Source organism: Flagellimonas amphidinii (assembly GCF_013090115.1).
GTDB classification, from domain to species: Bacteria; Bacteroidota; Bacteroidia; order Flavobacteriales; family Flavobacteriaceae; genus Flagellimonas; species Flagellimonas amphidinii.
The window spans coordinates 85,584-105,987 of the sequence record NZ_JABFNN010000045.1 but is presented as its reverse complement, the minus strand read 5'-3'; the positions used below and the strand labels follow the sequence as shown (position 1 = coordinate 105,987).

The window sequence follows — 20,404 nt, the reverse complement described above, 5'->3', positions numbered from 1 at the left end:
CTTAGCCATACAAATTACAGTTTTACAGGCAGTAACACTAGATTTTTTGGAAGATTGTTTCGTATAGTTTCCATAAAATTTTGAATACGTTCTTTTTAGCATTCAAAAAATTCCATAGTAAAGCCAGCTGATAACATTCTTGAACTTTAGTTCAATTTGAATTCCAATCGTTTCGCCTTTACCAACTCTTGATGCGTCACAAAAGGTTTTTTCAGTTTTTTACCATCCACCATAATATCTATACCGTTCTCACCATTACCTACCCCTATTTTTGATCTGACAATCTCTAATTTTTCATTGCCGTGATAATCCGCATCAAAATGCAGGGTCACCTTTTCAAAAATCGGAGAAGTCAATGTATATATTGGCTCTGCAGGGCTCACAGGGTATATGCCCATCATGGAAAATACTGCCCAGGCACTCATAGTTCCTGTATCATCATTCCCTGGCAGACCATCAGGCGAATTCCTGAAATATTTTTTGAGCAGTTCATCCACTGTCTTTTGGGTACGCCATTCTTCCCCTTTAACATAGTTAAAAAGATAGGGATAACCAATATCCGGCTCATTGGCCATATCAAACTGTTGTTTATCAAAAACATCCTGCAACTTTTGGGTGAAAGGTTTTGGTCCTCCCATGAGCTTCATCAAACCCTTTGTGTCATGGGCCACCATAAAGGTGTATTGCCAAGCATTGCCCTCAATGAAACCCAAGTTCTTGACAAAATTCGCCCCGGTTTCAGGATTATAGGGCGTTAACCATGAACCGTCGTCATTTTTGGGTCGCAATAGATTGAATTCTCTATCGAACAATTTCCGATAGGAGATGGATCGCTTTGAAAAGCGTTTGTAATCTTCTTTTCTGTTCAAGGCCTTTGCTAATTGGGCAATGGCAAAATCTGAAATATTGTATTCTTGGGTTGTAGAAACGGAACCACTATTCGTGGTTTTTGTGGTCAAATAACCTTTATCCAAGTAATCCTGGATACCGGGTCGCAATGGATTATCCTTCAATTGATCCGCACTTTTTACCATACCTTCGTATGCTTTTTCCACATCAAAATCACGGATGCCCCTCATATAGGTATCCGCTATGACAATACCTGCTGGATCGCCCACCATGGTCGTGGTCTCTGTTGCATTTAATTCCCATTTAGGCAGCCAACCAGATTCATCATAAATCTGCAACATGCTCTTGACCATATTAGATTGTTGCTTAGGGTACACCAAACTCATCAATTGATGATAATTTCTGTACGTATCCCAAAGGGAGAAAACTGTATATCGTGTACCCCCTGTCGTCAGGGTTTCCCGAGTTCGCATCTTTGGATATTCCCCATTGCCATCGTTCAAAGTACTGGGATGAATCAAGGTGTGATAAAGGGCGGTGTAAAAAATGGTCTTATCTTCTTCTGAACCTCCTTCAACTTCAATTTTAGAAAGATAATTGTTCCACTCGGACCTTGTTGCGGCAACAATTTCATCAAAAGACTTATTGGAAACTTCCCTTTTTAGATTTTCACGTGCATTTTCAATACTGACATAGGAAATTCCAACCTTTACCTCAACTGTAGATGATTTTTTAAAATCGTATTGCATGTAAGCCCCAATACTATCACCTACAACTTCTTTTGTGAATCCTTCCTTAATTCGAGGCTTTCCATTGTAGCCCATCCATTGCCCTTCAACGCCCTTATAGGTTGTAGGTTGTTTCCAAATTCCAAAGTTGGTAGCAGGCTCTGAAAATTGGGCCACAAAATAAACTGGATAACTTTCTTCAGGTTTGTAATAACAGAAGGCTCCAACTGTTCTGAATCCTTCAATTTCAGTTGGCGAAACCACTTTTACCTGTGCTCCCTGCTCATTCGTCAAGCCTAAGCCCAGATTCAACAATATATTGGCCTTTCCCTTTGGGAAAGTATATTTACTGACACCAACTCGAGTTGTTGCGGTGGCCTCAACCTTGATGTCATAGTTGTCCAACGTATTGGAATAATAACCCGCTTTGGATTCTTCATTTGAATATGAAGTGCCATATTGTAAATGGTCCGTCACTAATTCCCCAGTTGTTGGCATGGTGATGATTACTCCAAGCTCCGGGCATCCCACGCCGCTTAAATTTACGTGACTAAATCCAGTTAAAAATGTATTTTCATGTACATAAGGTGTGGACAACCATCTGCTATCTTTTTCTAAAGGAAGGTTTTCTGGGCCTGCCACATTAAATGGTGACACATTGGCCATGCCTCTTACCGCTACTGGACCAGGATTAGTCGTTCCAAAATTGGAAGACCCAATAAAAGGATTCACATAATCTACCGGTTTCTGTTGTGCCGATATGCCCAGAACAACAAAGAAGAAAAAGAAATATTGCAGTTTATTTTTCATTGGAAAGAGAATAAGGAATAGAAGTTTCTGAAACGCCCCAGTTGGTATTGGGTTCCGGCCCCATTTCAAAAGTTAAAGCACCTCCATTTTGAACAGCTTCAGTAGTAATATATGTTGCATCCCAAACTTGTTCATTTAAATGGGCATTTTGAATGTAGGGTTCGTTAGCACCATTATCTTTTGCCTTGATGGTAAAAGTGTTGCCGTTCTGCAAATGCAATTTAACTTCATTAAACAAAGGACTACCGATTACATATTGATTTGTAGCTGGAGCTACTGGATAGAAGCCCAATGCGCTGTACACATACCAAGCGGAGGTCTGTCCGTTATCCTCATCGCCACAATAACCATCTGGAGTAGGTTGGTACAATTTGGTCAGCACTTCTCTTACCTTTTTCTGTGCTTTCCATGGTTGTTTTCCATAATTGTACAGATAAATCATGTGTTGAATAGGTTGGTTTCCATGAGCATAATTCCCCATATTCATAATTTGCATTTCACGAATTTCATGGATAGTAAATCCGTAGTACGAATCATCGTATTCTGGGGGCATTCCGAAAACACCGTCCAACATGTTCACAAATTGGTTCTCGCCTCCCATAAGGTCGATAAGCCCCTGCACATCGTGAAAAACGGACCAGGTATAGTGCAGACTATTCCCCTCAGTGAAGGCATCTCCCCATTTTAAAGGATTAAAAGGTGCTTGAAATGTACCATCCTTATTCTTGCCCCGCATCAATTTGGTTTCTGGGTCGAACAGTTTTTTATAGTTCAAGGATTTTTGATAATATTCATCTGCAATATCATCCTTGCCCAAGGACTTGGCCATTTGGGCTATAGTAAAATCCGCATAGGCGTATTCCAAAGTACGCGCCGCATTTTCATTGACCCCAATATCATAAGGCACATAGCCCAATTTATTATAATAATCCAATCCTGCGCGGCCCACACTACTGACCGGTCTTCCATCGGCTACGGTAGCATTTTTGAGCATGGCCTCCAACAATAATTCCTTATCAAACCCATCAATTCCACTCAAATGGGCATCTGCAATAATCGGTGCAGAATTGGAACCGATCATACAATCCCGGTGTCCTGGACTGGCCCATTCTGGCAACCAACCGGATTCTTTGTAGGTATTGGCCAAGCCTTCCATGATTTCAGCATTCAAATCAGGATACATCATATTGAAAAAGGGGAAAACCGCTCGGAATGTATCCCAAAAACCATTATCCGTGAACATATACCCCGGAAGCACCTGACCATTATAAGGACTGTAATGCACTACATTGTTGTCCGCATCCAATTCATAAAATTTCCGTGGGAACAGCAATACACGATATAGACAAGAGTAAAAAGTACGTAGATGGTCCAAATTATTTGAAGTGACCTCTATTCTGGACAATTCATTTTCCCAAGCCTTTGAGGCTTTGTTTCTTGTTTCATCAAAGCTTTGTTCCCCTATTTCCCGATCCAAGTTTAATTGGGCCTGTTCTGGACTTATGAATGATGAGGCAACCTTTACGTGAACCTTTTCTCCTCTTTTTGTTTTGAAACCAATTATGGCCCCCACATGTTCGCCTTGGTTCCCCAAGGAGTTTTCTTTCAGGTTCCAGTTGTCTCCCCAAGTATGTTGCACCTCAAAAGGTTTATCAAACTCGGCCACAAAGTAGTTATGGAAATTTTCTGGGACTCCTCCACTATTATTTCTGCAGTACCCTACAATCTTGTTCTCTTCTGGAATAATCTTTACCATTGAGCCTTTGAAAAAAGCATCCAAAAGAATATAGGCATTATCCGCTTCAGGAAAAGTGAACCTAAAATGCGCTGCCCTATCAGTAGGTGTCACCTCAGCAATCACATCATAATCTGCTAAGTAAACCGAATAGTAGTCTGGTTTAACAGTCTCCGCTTTATGGGAAAAATGTGCAGCTCTTTCGTCTTCCTTATATTTCAACTCGCCAGTAACGGGCATTAAGGAAAAAGCGGCATAATCGTTTATCCAAGGACTGGGTTGGTGGGTTTGTTTAATACCTCGAATGGTATAATCATCATATTTATAAGTCCATCCATCTCCCATTTTGGAGGTCATGGGGGTCCAAAAATTCATGCCCCACGGTGCAGCTATTGCCGGATAAGTGTTTCCATTGGACAGACTGAAATCTGAATCCGTTCCCATCAGTGGATTTACGTATTCCAATAAAGAACTCTGTTCTTCCTGAGTGGTCCCCAATTCTTCTTTTTTTCCTTCTGAACAGCCTATTGCAATTGCTAAAAGGACTATTCCCAATAGCTTGTTAGTATTGATATTTATTTTTTTACACCACATTATTATTGATAAATTTTATTTGGATCTGGAAGTTCGTACCCTTCCTTTTCAATTTGGTCTGGGTCATGGGTCATCTTAAAAACCAGATGCCCTCCCTGCATTATTTCTTTATAGGTGATGAATCGGCGATTCAATGGTTTTCCGTTGAGAGTTACTTCCTCTACATACGGATTTGTATCACTGAAATTTTCAGTTTCTATTGTGAAGGATTTACCTTTAGGTAATTGGATGACTGCTTGTTCAAACATGGGCGCTCCCAAATCAAAAATACCTTGTGCTGGATTCACGGGGTATATGCCCAAAGCACTTAAAATAAACCACGAAGACATTTGACCGCAATCTTCATTGCCACAATGGCCGTTAGGTTCGTTTTTGTATTGTTCTGCCCTTATTTTTTTGACCAATTCCTGCGTTTTTTGAGGTTGACCCACATAATTGTACAAATAGGCAACATGATGACTTGGCTCATTGCCATGGGCGTATTGCCCAATCATTCCTGTACTGAAAATGGGCAATTTATCCCCTTCAACCGGATTTAACGTAAACATCGAATCCAATTTTTGTTCAAAACGGATTGGACCACCTGTTGCCGCTATCAATCCTGGAATATCTTGCTGTACCGACCAATAGTACTGCCATGCATTGCTCTCGCAGTAGTAGGGCGAGTATTCCTTCGGAGCAAAAGGGAAAACAAACTGCCCTTCTGGATTTTTTGGTTGCAACCACGAATTTTTGGAATTGTACAAGTTTTTCCAATTCTGGGAACGTTTTAGGAAGTACTCGTAATCCTCTTGTTTTCCCAAATCTTTTGCAAACATGGCAATGCACCAATCATCATAGGCATATTCCAACGTTTTGGAAACCGACCAATTTTCATGGTGTTCATCGATGGCTATATAACCTTCATTTTTATACTCCCCAATATTGCGTTCATCGACCATGGCAGATTGCTTGCATGCTTGATAGGCCAATTCGGCATCAAAATCAAATCCTTTAAAATAAGCATCCACGATAACCGGAACGGCATGATAGCCAATCATCATATTGGTTTCACTGCCCTGCATGGACCATACGGGTAAAATCCCTGTTTCCAAGTAATGGGCCAACAGGGATTTGACCATATCGGGGACTCTTTCAGTTTGTATCAAAGTATACAAGGGATGGGCCGCCCGATAAGTATCCCAAAGGGAAAAAGTATCGTATCTATCAAAATTTTTAACTTTGGCAATAGTATCCACATCCAACCTATATGCACCACTGGCATCATTGGCCGCTTTGTATGCGCCATTGCTATCGCTATAAAGTGTAGGAGCCAACATGGATTGATACATCATTGTGTAAAAAACACTTTTCTCATTTACATCCTCAGTACTGATCTTGATTTTTTGAAGCTCTTTTTCCCACGTTTTTTCTGCTGCTTCGCGAAGTTCATCAAAACTACCTTTTGCTTCAGCATCGATAGCCTTGCTTGCTCCATCAAAACTCGCAGAAGACAATCCCGTCTTTATCATAATTTGCTCCCCCTCTTCAGTAGCGAAATCCAAAATCACTTTTGAAACCCCACTTTTACTTTGAGATAAGTGAAAATCATTGAAAGCTTTGGAAAACCGCATTTCAAAATAAAGACGCTGATTTCTGGCCCAACCTGTGGACATTCGATATCCCCTGATGACGGAGTCATCCACAATTTCGATGTGTGTATCGATGGGTTTGTCCCAATTGAGGGTATACTCTAAATCCACATGAATTTGCGATGCCACATCTTTAGGAAATGTATATCGATGAACCCCTACTCGGGCCGTGGCCGTTAGTTCGGCCTTGATGTCATAATCCAACAAATCGACCCCATAATATCCAGGCAAAGCCCCTTCCCTATCATGATCAAAATGGGAGAAAGGTTTGAAATTGTTAGCCACTATCCTTTCTGAAAAACGGCTATTGGTGGGCATCACCAAGATATCATACAAATCTCCTGCGCCAGTCCCCGTTAAGTGGGTATGAGAAAATCCTGTGATGATGGAATCTGGGTAATAATAACCTGCAATCCTGTCCCAACCGGGAATTCCTATGTCTGGACTCAGTTGCACCATGCCAAAAGGAACGGTTGCTCCTGGATACGTATTCCCAGGTCCATCCGTCCCAATAAAAGGGTTGACAAAATTAGTCAGTTTTTCTACTGCATCTTCTCTCTTAGTCTTCTCGACACACGAAAGGGCCGAGAAAAAAAGCAAAACATATACTACTTTCATTCTTCCGGCCAACTTGTCCATTTCCTTACAGGCTATTTTCTTTGGTAAACTCTACAATTTCGGACAACTTCCCGTAAGCTAATGCGGTTACTGTATCCGCCGCGCCATAATAGACGGCCACTTTATCTTCTTCCGAAGAATGAAGTGCTGCACATGGAAAAATCACATTGGGTACGTCTCCAATACATTCATATTGGGTTTCGGGTGTCAATAAATAAGGTTGTGTTCTGTATTTTACTTGGTCTGGATTGTCTTTGTCCAAAATTGCAGATCCCATAGCATATCTGAATCCGTTGCAGGTATTGATCACCCCATGATAGAACATCAACCAACCTTCATCCACAAGAATTGGAATAGGTCCAGCTCCTATCTTGGTGCATTGCCATGCACTGTCCACAAAAGCGGTGGCCTTCATCACGCATCTATGCTCTCCCCAGTATTTCATATCTGGGCTATAGCTTATATAAATATCTCCAAAAGGAGTATGGCCATTATCACTAGGCCGGCTTAACATTGCATATTTTCCATTGATTTTTTCAGGAAACAAAACCCCATTTCTGTTGAAGGGCAAAAAGGCATTTTCGCACTGAAAAAACTCTTTAAAATCAAATGTATACCCAATTCCGATGGTAGGGCCATGATAGCCATTACACCAAGTAATCCAATATCTGTCTTCTATAAAGGTTACCCTTGGGTCATATTTATAATCGGACTCGATCATTTGGGTATTACCTTCTTTAAATTGTATGGGTTTATGTTCAATATCCCAGTCCAGTCCGTTCTTACTAAAACCGGCAAAAATGTTCATTTGAACGGCTTTATTATCGCAACGAAAGACACCGGCATACCCATCTTCAAAAGGAACCACAGCGCTATTGAAAATACTATTGGAGGTAGGAATCGCATTCCGCTCAATAATAGGATTTTCAGTATGTCTCCACATGACCTCTGTATGTCCATTAGGTCTATCTTGCCAAGGTATCTGTATTTTCTTCTCCAAAATATTCTCGCTCATTTTACATCTAAGTTTTTTAGTTGGGTATTTTCTTTACTCTATCTAACCAAGTGTATTTTAATATTATAGTTGTGATTAAAAAGACTATTAAAGCATAAATGGTTCGTGGATAATCCCTTACCAAAAGATATATTGGCATAAGAATCATACTGGATTGCCAGACAATACCAATCCCACAGTTTAACATATCGAGCCAAAAATCATTATTATGCTCAAATGAATTGTCTTCTTCTTTGATTTTACTATAAACAGGCTTCCACCAACCCCAAGGTTTTACATTTTTATAAAATGATTTCAGCACTTCCATATGTGTAGGTTGTGTGAAATACGTTCCCAAAAATGACCCCAATAGTGAGAAACCAAATATGATGGGAAAGAGATAAATGGCATGCATATGGGATAATTCATAAAGCCATGAATCTTGGGAAATCCCAGCTTTGTTATGGTCCAGAATGAACTGAAAAGTAGCTATAAGCAATCCCGCAAGCATACCCCAGAAGTAACCCCAGCCATTAAATCGCCACCACACCCATTTTAAAAAGTTGGCCGCAACATAGCCTCCGTATAATGCGCTGGTTATCCAGAGCGTAAGTGAGTTAATGGATTCTGCAAAAAAGCCCATAAAAACTCCGAGACCAACCACTAAAAAAGAAGCTATATGACTCGCTTTAATGTAGTGCTTACTTGAAGCTTCTGGTTTGAAATATTTCTTGTAAATATCATTGACGATATATGCCGGTCCTGAGTTTACAAATGCAGAGAAAGTGGACATAAACGCTGCCAACAAACCTGCCAACAGTAACCCTTTTATCCCTATCGGAATATGGTTGTTTATCACCTTTGGCAATATAACTTCCAAATCATTTCCGGTCAATGCAGGGTTTTGACTCATAACGGGGCCCAATACCACCAATGCAATAACTACAATACCAGCTATCAATAAATATCTTGGGATATAGAGTACCAAATTGGTAAACCCACTCATGTAAGCCGATTCCTTAACTGTTCTTGTAGATAATATCCGTTGAAAATCGAAACTTGGAACAGGGCCTGCAATACTTGCAAAAAAGCCTTTGAACAATGACATTCCTATAAAGGCACCAAACATCTTGTAACCTTCGGAATCAATCAAATCATTAAATGCCTGGTATTTTTCGCTCCAATGCGTGCCCAATTGACTTCCAAAGAAAATATTTCGCCATTCTTCAGAGATTATGGCATTGATTTCAATATCACTAATGGTTACAAATGCATACCCCGCCACAAGGATTCCTGCGATTACCATAATCACATATTGCAACACTTCCGTAGCCACTACGGAAAACATCCCTCCTTTTATCGTATAAATAGTGGTTAGAAATATGATGATCAAAGCATATGACTGTTCTGAGGTCAACAACAATACTTCACCAAACTGCAAAGGAATTCCCCATGGTAAAATAATGGCCATAAACTTGCCTACGCCTTCAAAAAAATAGGCGATAAACCCTACTGTGGAAACTATGGCAAAAATGGCAATGATCAAATGCGACGCTCTACCGGCCTTACCATCTCCAAAACGGGTAAGAATCCATTCAGAACCGGTCATAATATTGGAACGGCGAATCCAAACGGCCAAGAACATCATTACAAAAACCTGATTCCAAACAGGCCACAACCACATAAACATGAAGCTTTTTGCTCCATAGAGAAATAGAATTCCCACCATCCAAGCGGTTCCGGATACATCAAACATACCAGAGCCATTACTCAACCCCAGATAATACCATTTAATATTGTTGCCGCCCAAAAAGTAGGATTCAAGTCCCTTTGAGGCTCTTTTTGAAACCCAAATACCAACAACAAGTGTCAGTAAAATATAAGCTATGATGATCGATGCATCTATTATTTCCATATGCGATTTAGGCTCTAATGTCTTTTTTTATTTTACTGGTTCTGCTCCCATTTCAAATTCCAAGGTTCCTCCTTCCAGAAGTTCTTCATGAGTAATGAAAGTCCGATCCAGTAATTTTCCATTGAGTTGTACTGATTGAATGTATTTGTTGATAGTTGATGTATTTTCTGCAAGGATCACAAAGGATTTACCCCCTGGCAAAGCAATAGTTGCTTTTTCAAAAAGTGGACTTCCAAATTCATACTGTCCTGAAGCGGGGTTCATGGGATAAAGTCCCAATGAACTAAAAACATACCATGCCGACATTTGACCGCAATCTTCGTTACCGCTCAATCCATCGGGCTGGGTGCTGTATTGTGTATTTAAAATCTCCCTGACCCAATATTGTGTTTTCCATGGCATATTAGCCTTATTGAACATATATGCAATGTGATGACTGGGTTCATTTCCATGGGCATATTGGCCTATAAGTCCAGAAATATCAGCTGATGTATTATCCCCTGTAATTTCCGATGTCTCCGTAAAAAGCTGTTCCAATTTTTTCGAAAAGGCCTCATCGCCACCATGTAATTTGATAAATCCGGGAATATCCTGAAGCACAAACCAGCTATGCTGCCATGCGTTTCCCTCTGTATAATCTGTATGCTCTCGATGGTTGGAATGTTTAGGATCAAAAGGCTCTCGCCAATTTTTACCATCCGAGGACTTACCCCGCATAAAACCGGATTGGCTATCAAACAAATGTTGATATGCCTTGGAACGGTTCATAAAATAGTTGTAATCCTTTTCTTTTCCCAGAGACTTGGCCATTTGAGCTACACACCAATCGTTATAGGCAAACTCCAAACTTATAGTCACAGACTCATCCAATTTGTCATACGGAATGTATCCGTACTCCTTATACGGAGCCAATCCACGTTCCCCACCCATCATCGTGGTTTTTACGGCTTCATAGGCTTTTTCAACATCATACCCCCTTATTCCTTTGAGATAGGCATCAACCAAAACAGAAACCCCATGATTTCCTGTCATGGTATTGGTCTCATTTCCATACAATGTCCACACGGGAAGCCTTCTTTGCTCATCGTAATAAGCCAGAAGAGAATTGACCAGGTTATTGGCGAGTTCAGGATTCAATATATCCAACAAAGGATTTTCAGCTCTAAATGTGTCCCAAAGGGAAAGTGTGGAATATGCTTTCCAACCATCTGTTTTTGCGATTGAATCATTTTGTAAGCGAAATTCCCCCTTTACATCGCTGAACAAAGATGGGGCTACGTGCGTATGGTAGAGTGCCGTATAAAAAATAGTTTTGAGGGAGTCTATTGGGGTCTCTACTTTGATTTTTGACAATTGAGATTCCCAATTTTGTGAAGTTGCAGCCAGCGCTTCATCAAAAGAAATATCACCTCCTTTTTTATTTAGATTCTCCTTAGCATTTTCAATACTGACGGACGAAACTGCCACTTTTATTTCTACCGATCCAACATCTGGTTTAAAGAAAAATTGTGCCCCTGTTTTTGTCCCCAATACACCTGTACGATCAAGAATTTGTTTAGAGTCAACAACAAAATCACTTTTAACAATTGGTTTTGAGGATGTTATTGCAAAAAACACTTTTTGATTTTTGGCCCATCCGGTACTGTATCTAAAACCAGTGATTAAATGCTCATTTTCAAGAGCAATTTGGCTTTCCAAAGGAGCATCCCAATTCACTGCAAACCCTAAATCGATGATAAAGGAAGGCTCCTTTTGCTCCAGGAAAGTATACTTTTGAAAAGCCACATACTCATTTGCGGTCAATTCTACTTCAACCTTGTTTTTAGGCAAGACAACTTTATAGTAACCGGGCAAAGCTTTCTCATCCTTATGGGAAAAACTGGAAACATATGGTAAGCTATCCCTAGATTTTCCAAAAAGCCCTACATCTACTTTTTTATTGGTGGGCATGAGCAATATATCCACCAAATCCCCTATTCCAGTTCCACTTAAATGCAGTTGGCCAAAACCAGTGATCAACGAATCAGTAATATGATATCCGGAACACCAATCCCAGCCTCCTCTTCCGTTATCCGGACTGGGTTGTACCATTCCAAAGGGAGCTACTGCCCCAGGAAACGTATGACCGTGGCCACCTGTTCCAATGAAAGGGTCCACATAGGTTAAAACTTTTTCTGTTGTATTTGTTTCTATCTTTTGATTTTGGCATGAGGCACAAACCAAAAGAAATATTAGAGGTAATAGGTTTATTAGTCTTTTCATAATTCAACTTAGGCTACTTACTTTGATAAGCTGCCTGATTATTCATCAGCATTAAATAATCTAAAAATCAGTCTAGTGGAAGTCTATTTCCACTTGAAAAACTGAATTGCATCATTATTGTTGGCGACGGCAATGGTTGGTTTGCCGTCATGGTTGAACATTTCTATTTTTTTGGCATCGCCAGCGGCAAAAAATCCACTTTGGGAATGATGAATGGCATTGAACCCTCCTTTGCCATCACCCAACAAAACAGCTCCGATACCTGCATCATTTTTAGGTGTTTCTATTTCTGAAACAAAAAGATTTCCCACACAAATTGCATCTAGGAAGCCATCGCTATTAATATCTTCCACTAAAATGTCATTGATATTGGTCAATTGCGCATTGGTTGGCAATTGAGACAGTTTGAAAGTTCCATTGCCTAAATTCTCTATATAAACCGAGGCAAATGTGTCGGTCTCATAATGCAATGCTTTTTTTAAGTTCGAGGTTCCATACACCTCCTCTATTTCCATATCCGCAAAAATGTCGTACTTCTTAATCTGCTTTTTGAGTCCAGGAATCTGTTCAGAAGAACATGAAAATCCTCGAAGCGGGTAATGCTTTTCATCATTGTAATAACCCAAGACAATATCCCGGCTTCCATTATTGTCAAAATCTTCGTAGTAGATATCAAATGGCGCTTCAGGAGAAGTTTTGTACTTATAATTCAGCCCTAGGTTCCCAGCGATCATATCCATATCCCCGTCACCATCAAAATCACCTTTTTCCAAACTGAACCACCATCCTCTGGTCGACTGTAAGCTTGGAATATTTGTTTGAATGAGCTTTCCATTTTCATTGGAAAAGACAGTTATGGGCATCCATTCGCCCACTACAATTAAATCTAGGTCACTATCGGAATCATAATCCATCCAAACAGCATCGGTGACCATTCCTAAATTTTTAAAATCGGGGGCATAATCTTCATTGGCATTGACCAATTGCCCATCGGTGTTAACATAAAGAGTACTTGTTGCCGGTGATGGATAATTGTGCGGATTGTGTCTGCCTCCAACAAATATGTCTTCATCTCCGTCGCCATCATAATCTGCGGTAATTGCTTTTGAGCCACTCATTCGACTCGCATTAAGAATAGCGCCTTTTTTAAAGTTTCCTTGTCCGTCATTCAAATACAAACGATCTGTATAGTGCAAGTCAAAAGTGGAATATTCGTTACCGCCGCTAACCACAAATAAATCTTGAAATCCATCTCTGTTGATGTCCACAAAAATTGCATCTACATCTTCATAGGGTGCTTCTTTACTTAATATATCTTGGTTGGTTTGTACATAGTTACCCTTGGTTTCTTGCACAAAAAGAGCTCCTGGGTTTCCGGTAGATGCTCCGATATAAACATCATCGAGTCCATCATTATTGATATCCCCCATTGCCATTGCTGGTCCCATTTGAGACATTTTATGTGGCAACAATACCTGTACAGCAAAATCATCGAAGGTATTTTCTTGATGTTTATGTTTGATTTGAAAGTCTTCTGTTACTTCCATCAATATGGGCTCCGAAGTTTGTTTGGATTGGTACTGAGCGTTAGCTTCTTCTAGATTAGCCACTAACACTTGATTGGCCCCAACATTTTTAAAAACCTGTTTTTTTTGATTGGGCCAAATAACAACCAAGCTATCAGCATTTGTATGATGACCAAGTCCAAAGTGAACAAAGGGTTCGCTAGTGGAATAAATTCCACGCACATTGGTGGTCTCAATCATTTGAACTTCACCATCAACATATAGTTTTGCCCTTGTACCATATAAAGGTTGGTTTTTTTCATCTTTGAGAGAAACCCTTAAATAATTCCCTCCATCGATGGATTCCGAATTGTTTTGATAAATAAAGGCTTTTGCATTGATGTTGTTTACAACCAAATCTAAATCGCCATCATTATCCAAATCGCCATAGGCAGCACCATTGGAAAACGAAGTTTGATCCAAACCCCATTCCTCCATTACCTTTTCGAAATTTAAATCCCCTTGATTTTTGAATGAGTAATTCATTAGTGGCTGAGAAGGAATTAATTTTGCCACTTCATTTAAATCAATTATATCAAATATATTTTGAAGTTCTCCGCCATCTGGATGGTTTTGAAGCCAATTTAAACGTGTTTGATTGATATATTGTTCAACTGCTTTATCTGCATCTGTATTTCTAATATCTCGTAACAATCCATTAGTCACAAAAACATCCTTAAGGCCATCATTATCAAAATCGGCGAGTAAATTAGACCAACTCCAATCTGTCGCAGCCATCTCTGTAAATTGAGCTATGTCACTAAATGTAGTATTGCCATTATTCAATTGGAGTGTATTGAACATGTATTGGTAGTGCCCACCTTGATTGTATACATCCCAAAAAGATTGACGATCCATACCGCTCATATTGGATTTTAGGCGAAAATTGTCCTCGGCCACCATATCCAATACAAAAATATCCAGGTGTTCATCATTATCTATGTCTGCAACATCCACCCCCATACTATAGTAAGACAAGTGTTTAAATGCTTGATTAGCAACGTTAGTGAATGTCCCATCTTGGTTATTGATGAACAAAAAATCTGGCGCATAAAAATCATTGGCCACATAAATATCCGGCCAACCGTCACCATTATAGTCACTTGTAGAAGTAGCATTTGGAAATCCAGTTCTATTCAGTCCTGCAATTAGAGTCACATCTTCAAAGTAATCACCCTTATTTTTTAAAAGTCTAAGGCTATATTCTGGTTTTAAAAGTTCTGTGCCCATAAAGACCGACAAACTTCCAGGATTAGGAGGTTGGGTAAGTAGAAATAAGTCTAACAACCCGTCTTTATCATAATCAAAAAAGGACGCATGACGTGTTCTGTCATTATCGTCAACACCAAATTCTTCACCTTTTTCCAAAAAAGTCCCATCTCCTTTATTGATATAAAGCAAATTGGCTCTCCACTCAGGGTTTTCATCGTGTAATTCCCTACTTACATAAATATCCAAATGGCCATCATTATTAATATCTGCCAAGGTTACTCCAGTAGACCATCCACCATCATGAATAATACCTGACTGCTCAGTGACGTCTTCAAATGAGAGATTCCCTTTGTTCAAGTACAAACGATCAGGAACCAAATTTCCAGCAAAGAACAAATCTTGTAGACCATCACCATTAAAATCTCCAATCCCTACACCAGCGCCTCCATAGAAATTGGCATATTTTAAAATGTTATATTCTTTAGTATCATTAATCATATTTGAGAAATTTACTCCTGTATGAGATGATGTCAAAAGGGTAAATCTCGTTTTTGGATCTGCTGGATTGCTATTGGAACAGTTGAAAAAAAGAGAAGCTATCAACATTGATAGTATAGTCTGAAACTGATTTTTGTTTTTCATAGCTACCTTTTTAATTGGACATATAATAAGAAAAGTAAAGGAGAGTTTCCTCTCCCTTACCACTCGAATAAACTAAACTAACTCAAAATATCAACTATTTATGAGGAGTCTTTTCCAATCTTATTTTATTCAACATCCCACCATGCTTTGGTAACCCAATCATCACTACCTCCCATTGCACTAACAGCTGCTTGGTAATTATCCGTGTTATTGGTTCCTTCAGAAGTTGGATATGGTTGTCTAGATGGAATATTTCCACCAGAGAAATTACCGGTATAGTTGACAGGTGTAAGTACAGGATAATCAGATCTTCTCCAATTGTTCCATGCTTCCACAAAATTACCAAGTATCCCTACAGATGCCCATAACTGCTCGTTAATCATTTCCAAAGAGGCATCAGCACTACTTGTATCCAATGGATTTGCACTTGCATATGTAGTAGCATCGCCGCCTTCTATTTGTGTTCCTCCCATTTTATTCAATGTTTCCATTGCAGCTACAACACCAGCATTGTAATGATCTGAAGCATTACCAGAAGTAAAGCCTCTAACAGCTGCCTCCGCTAATAGGAACTGGGTCTCTGCATAGGTTAAAATGAACCAAGATGCATCTCTATCTCTATAAATTGCTGTAGGACGAGAATAATTACCTATTGGAGCATCAGAATCGTCTGAATTAGCGGCAAGTGTAGGACCAGGATAATCAGGATGATTGCTTATATCAGTGCTACTTCCCTTCAAATCATACCCATTAGGAAGACCTATTTGAATTGAGGGATCAGAATCTCCCACCACAATTCCATCCTTGTTGGCTTCCAATCCAGCTGGTGGTATCTCCGCAATAACAGAAACTCTAGGATCATCAGTAGACTTCAGGAAATCAATCAATGTTTTTGACCATCGTACTTCATAAATGTCATCTGTTACATTTAAGGAGTTAGCATTTGTATTGGCATACCCATTGGAATTGTCCATGATGGCCACGGCATCATCAGCAGAAGATTCAAAAATTCCTCCGGAAATAGCTGTATTTACATAGGTTTGTGCCGTAGAGGCATCCACTTTTGTCAATCTCATAGCAAGCTTGAGCATCAAACTATACCCAAATTTTCTCCATTGTGAGATGTCCCCTCCATACATAGTATCATTGGTAGGACTATCCCCTGAATTACTTAAAGCCGTTACGGCAGTTTCCAAATCCGCCAACATTTGTGGGTATAAAGATTCTTGCGACTGGTATGTAGGAAAATTAACCCCTTCATCCCCCAACAATGCTTCCTCGTATGGCACATCCCCATAAACATCAGAAATCATTGCAATATTCATTATTTGGAGCATCTTCCCGATGGCAGCAAGATTGGGCAATTCCTGTTCAATGGCCAATTTCTCCATCTGTCGAGCTTGTGAAGCAGCACTATACAATCCATTCCATAAACTTTGCTGATAAGATGTTGTGCTACCCGAGGCTACATATTTGTCTGCATTAGAGTAATAATTAGCCCCCCCAGTAGATGTAGATGCCATAATCTGCACCCACATGGACTGGAACAAAATAGCCCCACTATACCCTGTATTGTAATCTGAATAATCATAAATTATTGTAGGCAATATTAGATTCGGATCAAAAATATCCGCCCCCGCCTTGTTAGGATCCGTATTGAGTTCCGCAAAATCAGAATCGCACGAAACATACATAAGTGCCAATCCTACAAGCAATAGTCTTTTTATATATGAATACATCCTTATTTTATTTTAAAGTTAACATTTAGACCGATGGATCTTGTAGAAGGCAAACTTGTACCCTCAATACCCAAATAACTAACATTTGCACCAAAACCATTTTCAGGATCGATGTTCTCCGCTTTCCTCCATAAGATTGCAAGATTTCTAGCAACTAAAGAGATATCCACGCCTTCTAAAAAAGGTGTTCTTTCAAAAAGTTCAGAAGGGAGAGTATATCCCAAGGATAATTGTCTTAGTTTGATAAAATCCCCATCGACCACACTCGTACTTGTAACGTTTTGAGCAAGGCCTTGGTAATAATCCTGAGCAGATGCACTACCTACACCCGTTTCTCTTCCTTCTAGAGTAATTTTATTTAATCCTCTAAAGATTGAATAGAACTCGGTCGCAGACAATACTTTATTTCCATAGTTGAAATCAATCAAAAACGATAAGTTAAAGTTCTTATAGTTGAAAGTATTGTTCCAACCTCCATAAAAATCGGGAAGTACCGAACCAAAGTTTTTCAATTCACCACGCAATGGAATCCCAGATTCATCAACCTCAATGTTTCCAGAACCATCATAGGAATAATCGTATGCCATAATTTGAGGACCCGCCTCACCCACAACAAACGCAGTGACAGCATTACCTAATGTAGCTCTATTTCGTCCTAAATTGATTGGATTACCCGAAGTATCCGTTTTTAATACTTCGTTTTTAACTTTTGTGAAGTTAAAGGAAGTTGTCCAAGAAAAATCTTCTTTTTGAATTGGCACACCTGTTACCAAAAATTCTAATCCCGTATTTTGAATAGACCCAGTTGCAACCACCCCTTCTTGAAATCCGGAAGATCGACTATAGCCTGCAACTTGGATTTCATCTTTTGATTTCTTTTTAAAATAAGCAACATCAAAAGACAATCTGTTTTCAAAAAACTTTAAGTCTAAACCAAGCTCCAACTCAGAGGTCGTAAAAGGCTTCAAAGAGAAGTTGGGAAGCTTGGTCGGTGCAGAAGCAGCTGGTATTCCACCTAGAGAGCTTTCCGACGAATAATAAAACTGATTGGAATAAGGATCTTCTGGCTCACCACTAGTCACCGCATATGCAGCTCTCAACTTACCGTACTCCAAAGCTTCAATATTCAAGAAGTCATCAAAAATGAACGCTCCAGACACCGATGGAGAAAAAATACTGTTATCATCACTTGTAGGTGAGGTCAATGTTGAATAAACATCATATCTTCCTGTAGTAGTCAATGTAAGAATATCCTTGTAAGTAGCACCTAATGAGTAATATCCAGAATGAACTTCTCTTTCATTAAACTCATAATTCCTTCCAAAATTCACTACGTTATTATATGAATACAAATAAGGCAAAACAAAAGGCCCACCATTAACTGTGACCTTTTCATATTCATTTTTTCTGAGATTACCCCCTAATAAGGTACTCAACTCCAAATCTTCAGTTAAATCAAAGTCAGCGCCAAAAATAGCATCCGCATTAAATTCCAATCTACTTCCTTGACCCAGCTCAGCAAGACTTCCCTGCAAATCCTGAGAATATGCAAGGCCATAAGGATTAACTTTATAATAAGTATCGTTGATTTGATCATTACCTATTCTTGCCAATAAATAGATATTATCAGTAAAGTTGTATTTAGCTGATACTATGGAAATAGTTCTTTTCCTTGTTGGATCATTGACTCCTTGGTTAGTGACAAAATAAGGGTTAGTAACATAAATATCATCACTAAAAACAGTTTCAGCTCCTGACTCTGCATCAAAACCAGGTGCAAAAATAGATTCGCTCACATTAGGCGCCAAGAATAAAAAGTTATTAGGGTTTAATGGACCATCACTCAAAAAAGGCTGGTTATCATATCTCTGATCAGTGTAATTGATATTAGCCGAAACATTAAGTTTGTCTGTAATATCCTGACTCACTGCCAAATTAACCGTAGTCCTATCTAAACCACTATTGGGCACAATAGAATTTGAGTTCAAATCTGAAACCGAAAGCCTAAAAGAACCTTCTCCCCATCCTTTGGAAACCGCTATACTGTTAGTGAAATTAGTTCCCGTTCTATAAAAATCAATATATCTTGAAGATGCAGGACTATAAGCATATTGATTTCCATCATAACCAATAACTTGACTACCGTCCAATTGCGCTCCCCAAGCCAATCTATTTGTAGATTGTGCATCAGCAGCAGTCAATGGTTTTGCACCACCTGTACCCTGACCGTAAGTGTCTTGAAAATCAGTGAAGTCAACTGCTGATTCAGCTAAAAAGTTCGTATTAAAAGTTAAATCCCAATCACCTTGCTTACTTCCTTTTTTGGTAGTGATCAATATTACCCCATTTGATGCTCTTGAACCATAAAGTGCAGAAGCCGACTGTCCTTTTAAAACCGTCATTTTCTCAATATCATCAGGACTGAGGTTCCCAATACCATCACCAGCATCTGATCCTCCCCATTCACCAGCTGAACCGCCTTGTGTATTGTCCATCGGCACACCGTCAATAACAAATAAAGGGGAACCACTGCCGCTCAAATTTGAAACACCACGTAATAAAATTTTGGAAGAGCCCCCAGGACCGCTACTCGTACCCTTTACTACCAAACCAGCTACCTGACCCGTTAAAGAGTTAGCCACATTTACCTCCCTAGCTTTGTTTAATGATTCTCCTCCAACCTCAGTTACGGCGTAACCGAGTTTCTTTTCATCTTTTGAAATACCCAAAGCGGTCACTACCACTTCATCAAGCAGTTCGGTGTCTTCTTGCATCACTACATTTATAGTAGTGCGCCCATTAACAGCAACAGATTGGGCTAAATAGCCAATTGCCGAGAAACGCAGGGTTGCATCACCAGGAACATTAATGGTATAATTTCCATCAAAATCCGCAGAGGTTCCGTTTGTTGTACCGTCCTCAACGACAGTAATAGCCGGAATCGCCGCACCCGTCACAGCATCCGTAATGGTACCTGAAACGGTTATCTGCGCTTCAATCCCCTGAAATGCCACAAGGCAAACAAGGAACATAAAAACTTTCTTAATTTCTTTCATAAGTCAAGCGTTAGATTGTTTTTTTAGTTAGTTATACTAATTTTAAGATGATAC

Annotated in this window: 9 protein-coding genes; all 9 read right to left on the bottom strand. The window is 39.6% G+C overall.

Annotated features, from left to right (window positions below; genetic code table 11):
- Window positions 1–146 precede the first annotated feature (146 nt).
- A complete protein-coding gene (locus HJC33_RS16990; RefSeq protein ID WP_171660040.1) occupies window positions 147–2,387 on the bottom strand; it encodes a GH92 family glycosyl hydrolase in 2,241 nt (746 codons plus the stop codon).
- Complete coding sequence (locus tag HJC33_RS16985; RefSeq protein WP_171660039.1) at window positions 2,377–4,716, bottom strand: GH92 family glycosyl hydrolase; 2,340 nt, start codon at window positions 4,714–4,716, stop codon at window positions 2,377–2,379. Before HJC33_RS16985 ends, HJC33_RS16990 begins: the two co-directional genes overlap by 11 nt.
- A gap of 2 nt (window positions 4,717–4,718) precedes the next feature.
- Complete coding sequence (locus HJC33_RS16980) at window positions 4,719–6,965, bottom strand: GH92 family glycosyl hydrolase (protein WP_171660081.1); 2,247 nt, start codon at window positions 6,963–6,965, stop codon at window positions 4,719–4,721.
- A gap of 25 nt (window positions 6,966–6,990) precedes the next feature.
- Window positions 6,991–7,980 (bottom strand): glycoside hydrolase family 130 protein, encoded by a 990-nt coding sequence (locus tag HJC33_RS16975; RefSeq protein ID WP_171660038.1) that lies wholly within the window; start codon window positions 7,978–7,980, stop codon window positions 6,991–6,993.
- A gap of 16 nt (window positions 7,981–7,996) precedes the next feature.
- On the bottom strand, window positions 7,997–9,874 hold the full coding sequence (locus tag HJC33_RS16970; protein ID WP_171660037.1) for a sodium:solute symporter family protein: 1,878 nt from the start codon (window positions 9,872–9,874) through the stop codon (window positions 7,997–7,999).
- Window positions 9,875–9,901: 27 nt separating this feature from the next.
- Window positions 9,902–12,136: a GH92 family glycosyl hydrolase gene (locus tag HJC33_RS16965; RefSeq protein ID WP_171660036.1), complete on the bottom strand. Its 2,235-nt coding sequence runs from the start codon at window positions 12,134–12,136 to the stop codon at window positions 9,902–9,904.
- Between the two features lie 83 nt (window positions 12,137–12,219).
- A complete protein-coding gene (locus tag HJC33_RS16960; protein WP_171660035.1) occupies window positions 12,220–15,411 on the bottom strand; it encodes a VCBS repeat-containing protein in 3,192 nt (1,063 codons plus the stop codon).
- A gap of 269 nt (window positions 15,412–15,680) precedes the next feature.
- On the bottom strand, window positions 15,681–17,294 hold the full coding sequence (locus HJC33_RS16955) for a SusD/RagB family nutrient-binding outer membrane lipoprotein (RefSeq protein WP_171660034.1): 1,614 nt from the start codon (window positions 17,292–17,294) through the stop codon (window positions 15,681–15,683).
- A 2-nt stretch (window positions 17,295–17,296) separates the two neighbouring features.
- The gene (locus HJC33_RS16950) at window positions 17,297–20,350 is read right to left on the bottom strand and encodes a SusC/RagA family TonB-linked outer membrane protein (protein ID WP_216366728.1); all 3,054 of its coding nucleotides are present in this window, start codon (window positions 20,348–20,350) and stop codon (window positions 17,297–17,299) included.
- Window positions 20,351–20,404: the final 54 nt, after the last annotated feature.

Bases quoted from the DNA above. Each gene is read 5' to 3' on its own strand.
- HJC33_RS16975 (WP_171660038.1), bottom strand. From the start codon at position 7,980: ATGAGCGAGAATATTTTGGAGAAGAAAATACAGATACCTTGGCAAGAT.
- HJC33_RS16955 (WP_171660034.1), bottom strand. From the start codon at position 17,294: ATGTATTCATATATAAAAAGACTATTGCTTGTAGGATTGGCACTTATG.
- HJC33_RS16985 (WP_171660039.1), bottom strand. From the start codon at position 4,716: ATGTGGTGTAAAAAAATAAATATCAATACTAACAAGCTATTGGGAATA.
- HJC33_RS16950 (WP_216366728.1), bottom strand. From the start codon at position 20,350: ATGAAAGAAATTAAGAAAGTTTTTATGTTCCTTGTTTGCCTTGTGGCA.
- HJC33_RS16970 (WP_171660037.1), bottom strand. From the start codon at position 9,874: ATGGAAATAATAGATGCATCGATCATCATAGCTTATATTTTACTGACA.
- HJC33_RS16960 (WP_171660035.1), bottom strand. From the start codon at position 15,411: ATGATTAATGATACTAAAGAATATAACATTTTAAAATATGCCAATTTC.
- HJC33_RS16980 (WP_171660081.1), bottom strand. From the start codon at position 6,965: ATGAAAGTAGTATATGTTTTGCTTTTTTTCTCGGCCCTTTCGTGTGTC.
- HJC33_RS16990 (WP_171660040.1), bottom strand. From the start codon at position 2,387: ATGAAAAATAAACTGCAATATTTCTTTTTCTTCTTTGTTGTTCTGGGC.
- HJC33_RS16965 (WP_171660036.1), bottom strand. From the start codon at position 12,136: ATGAAAAGACTAATAAACCTATTACCTCTAATATTTCTTTTGGTTTGT.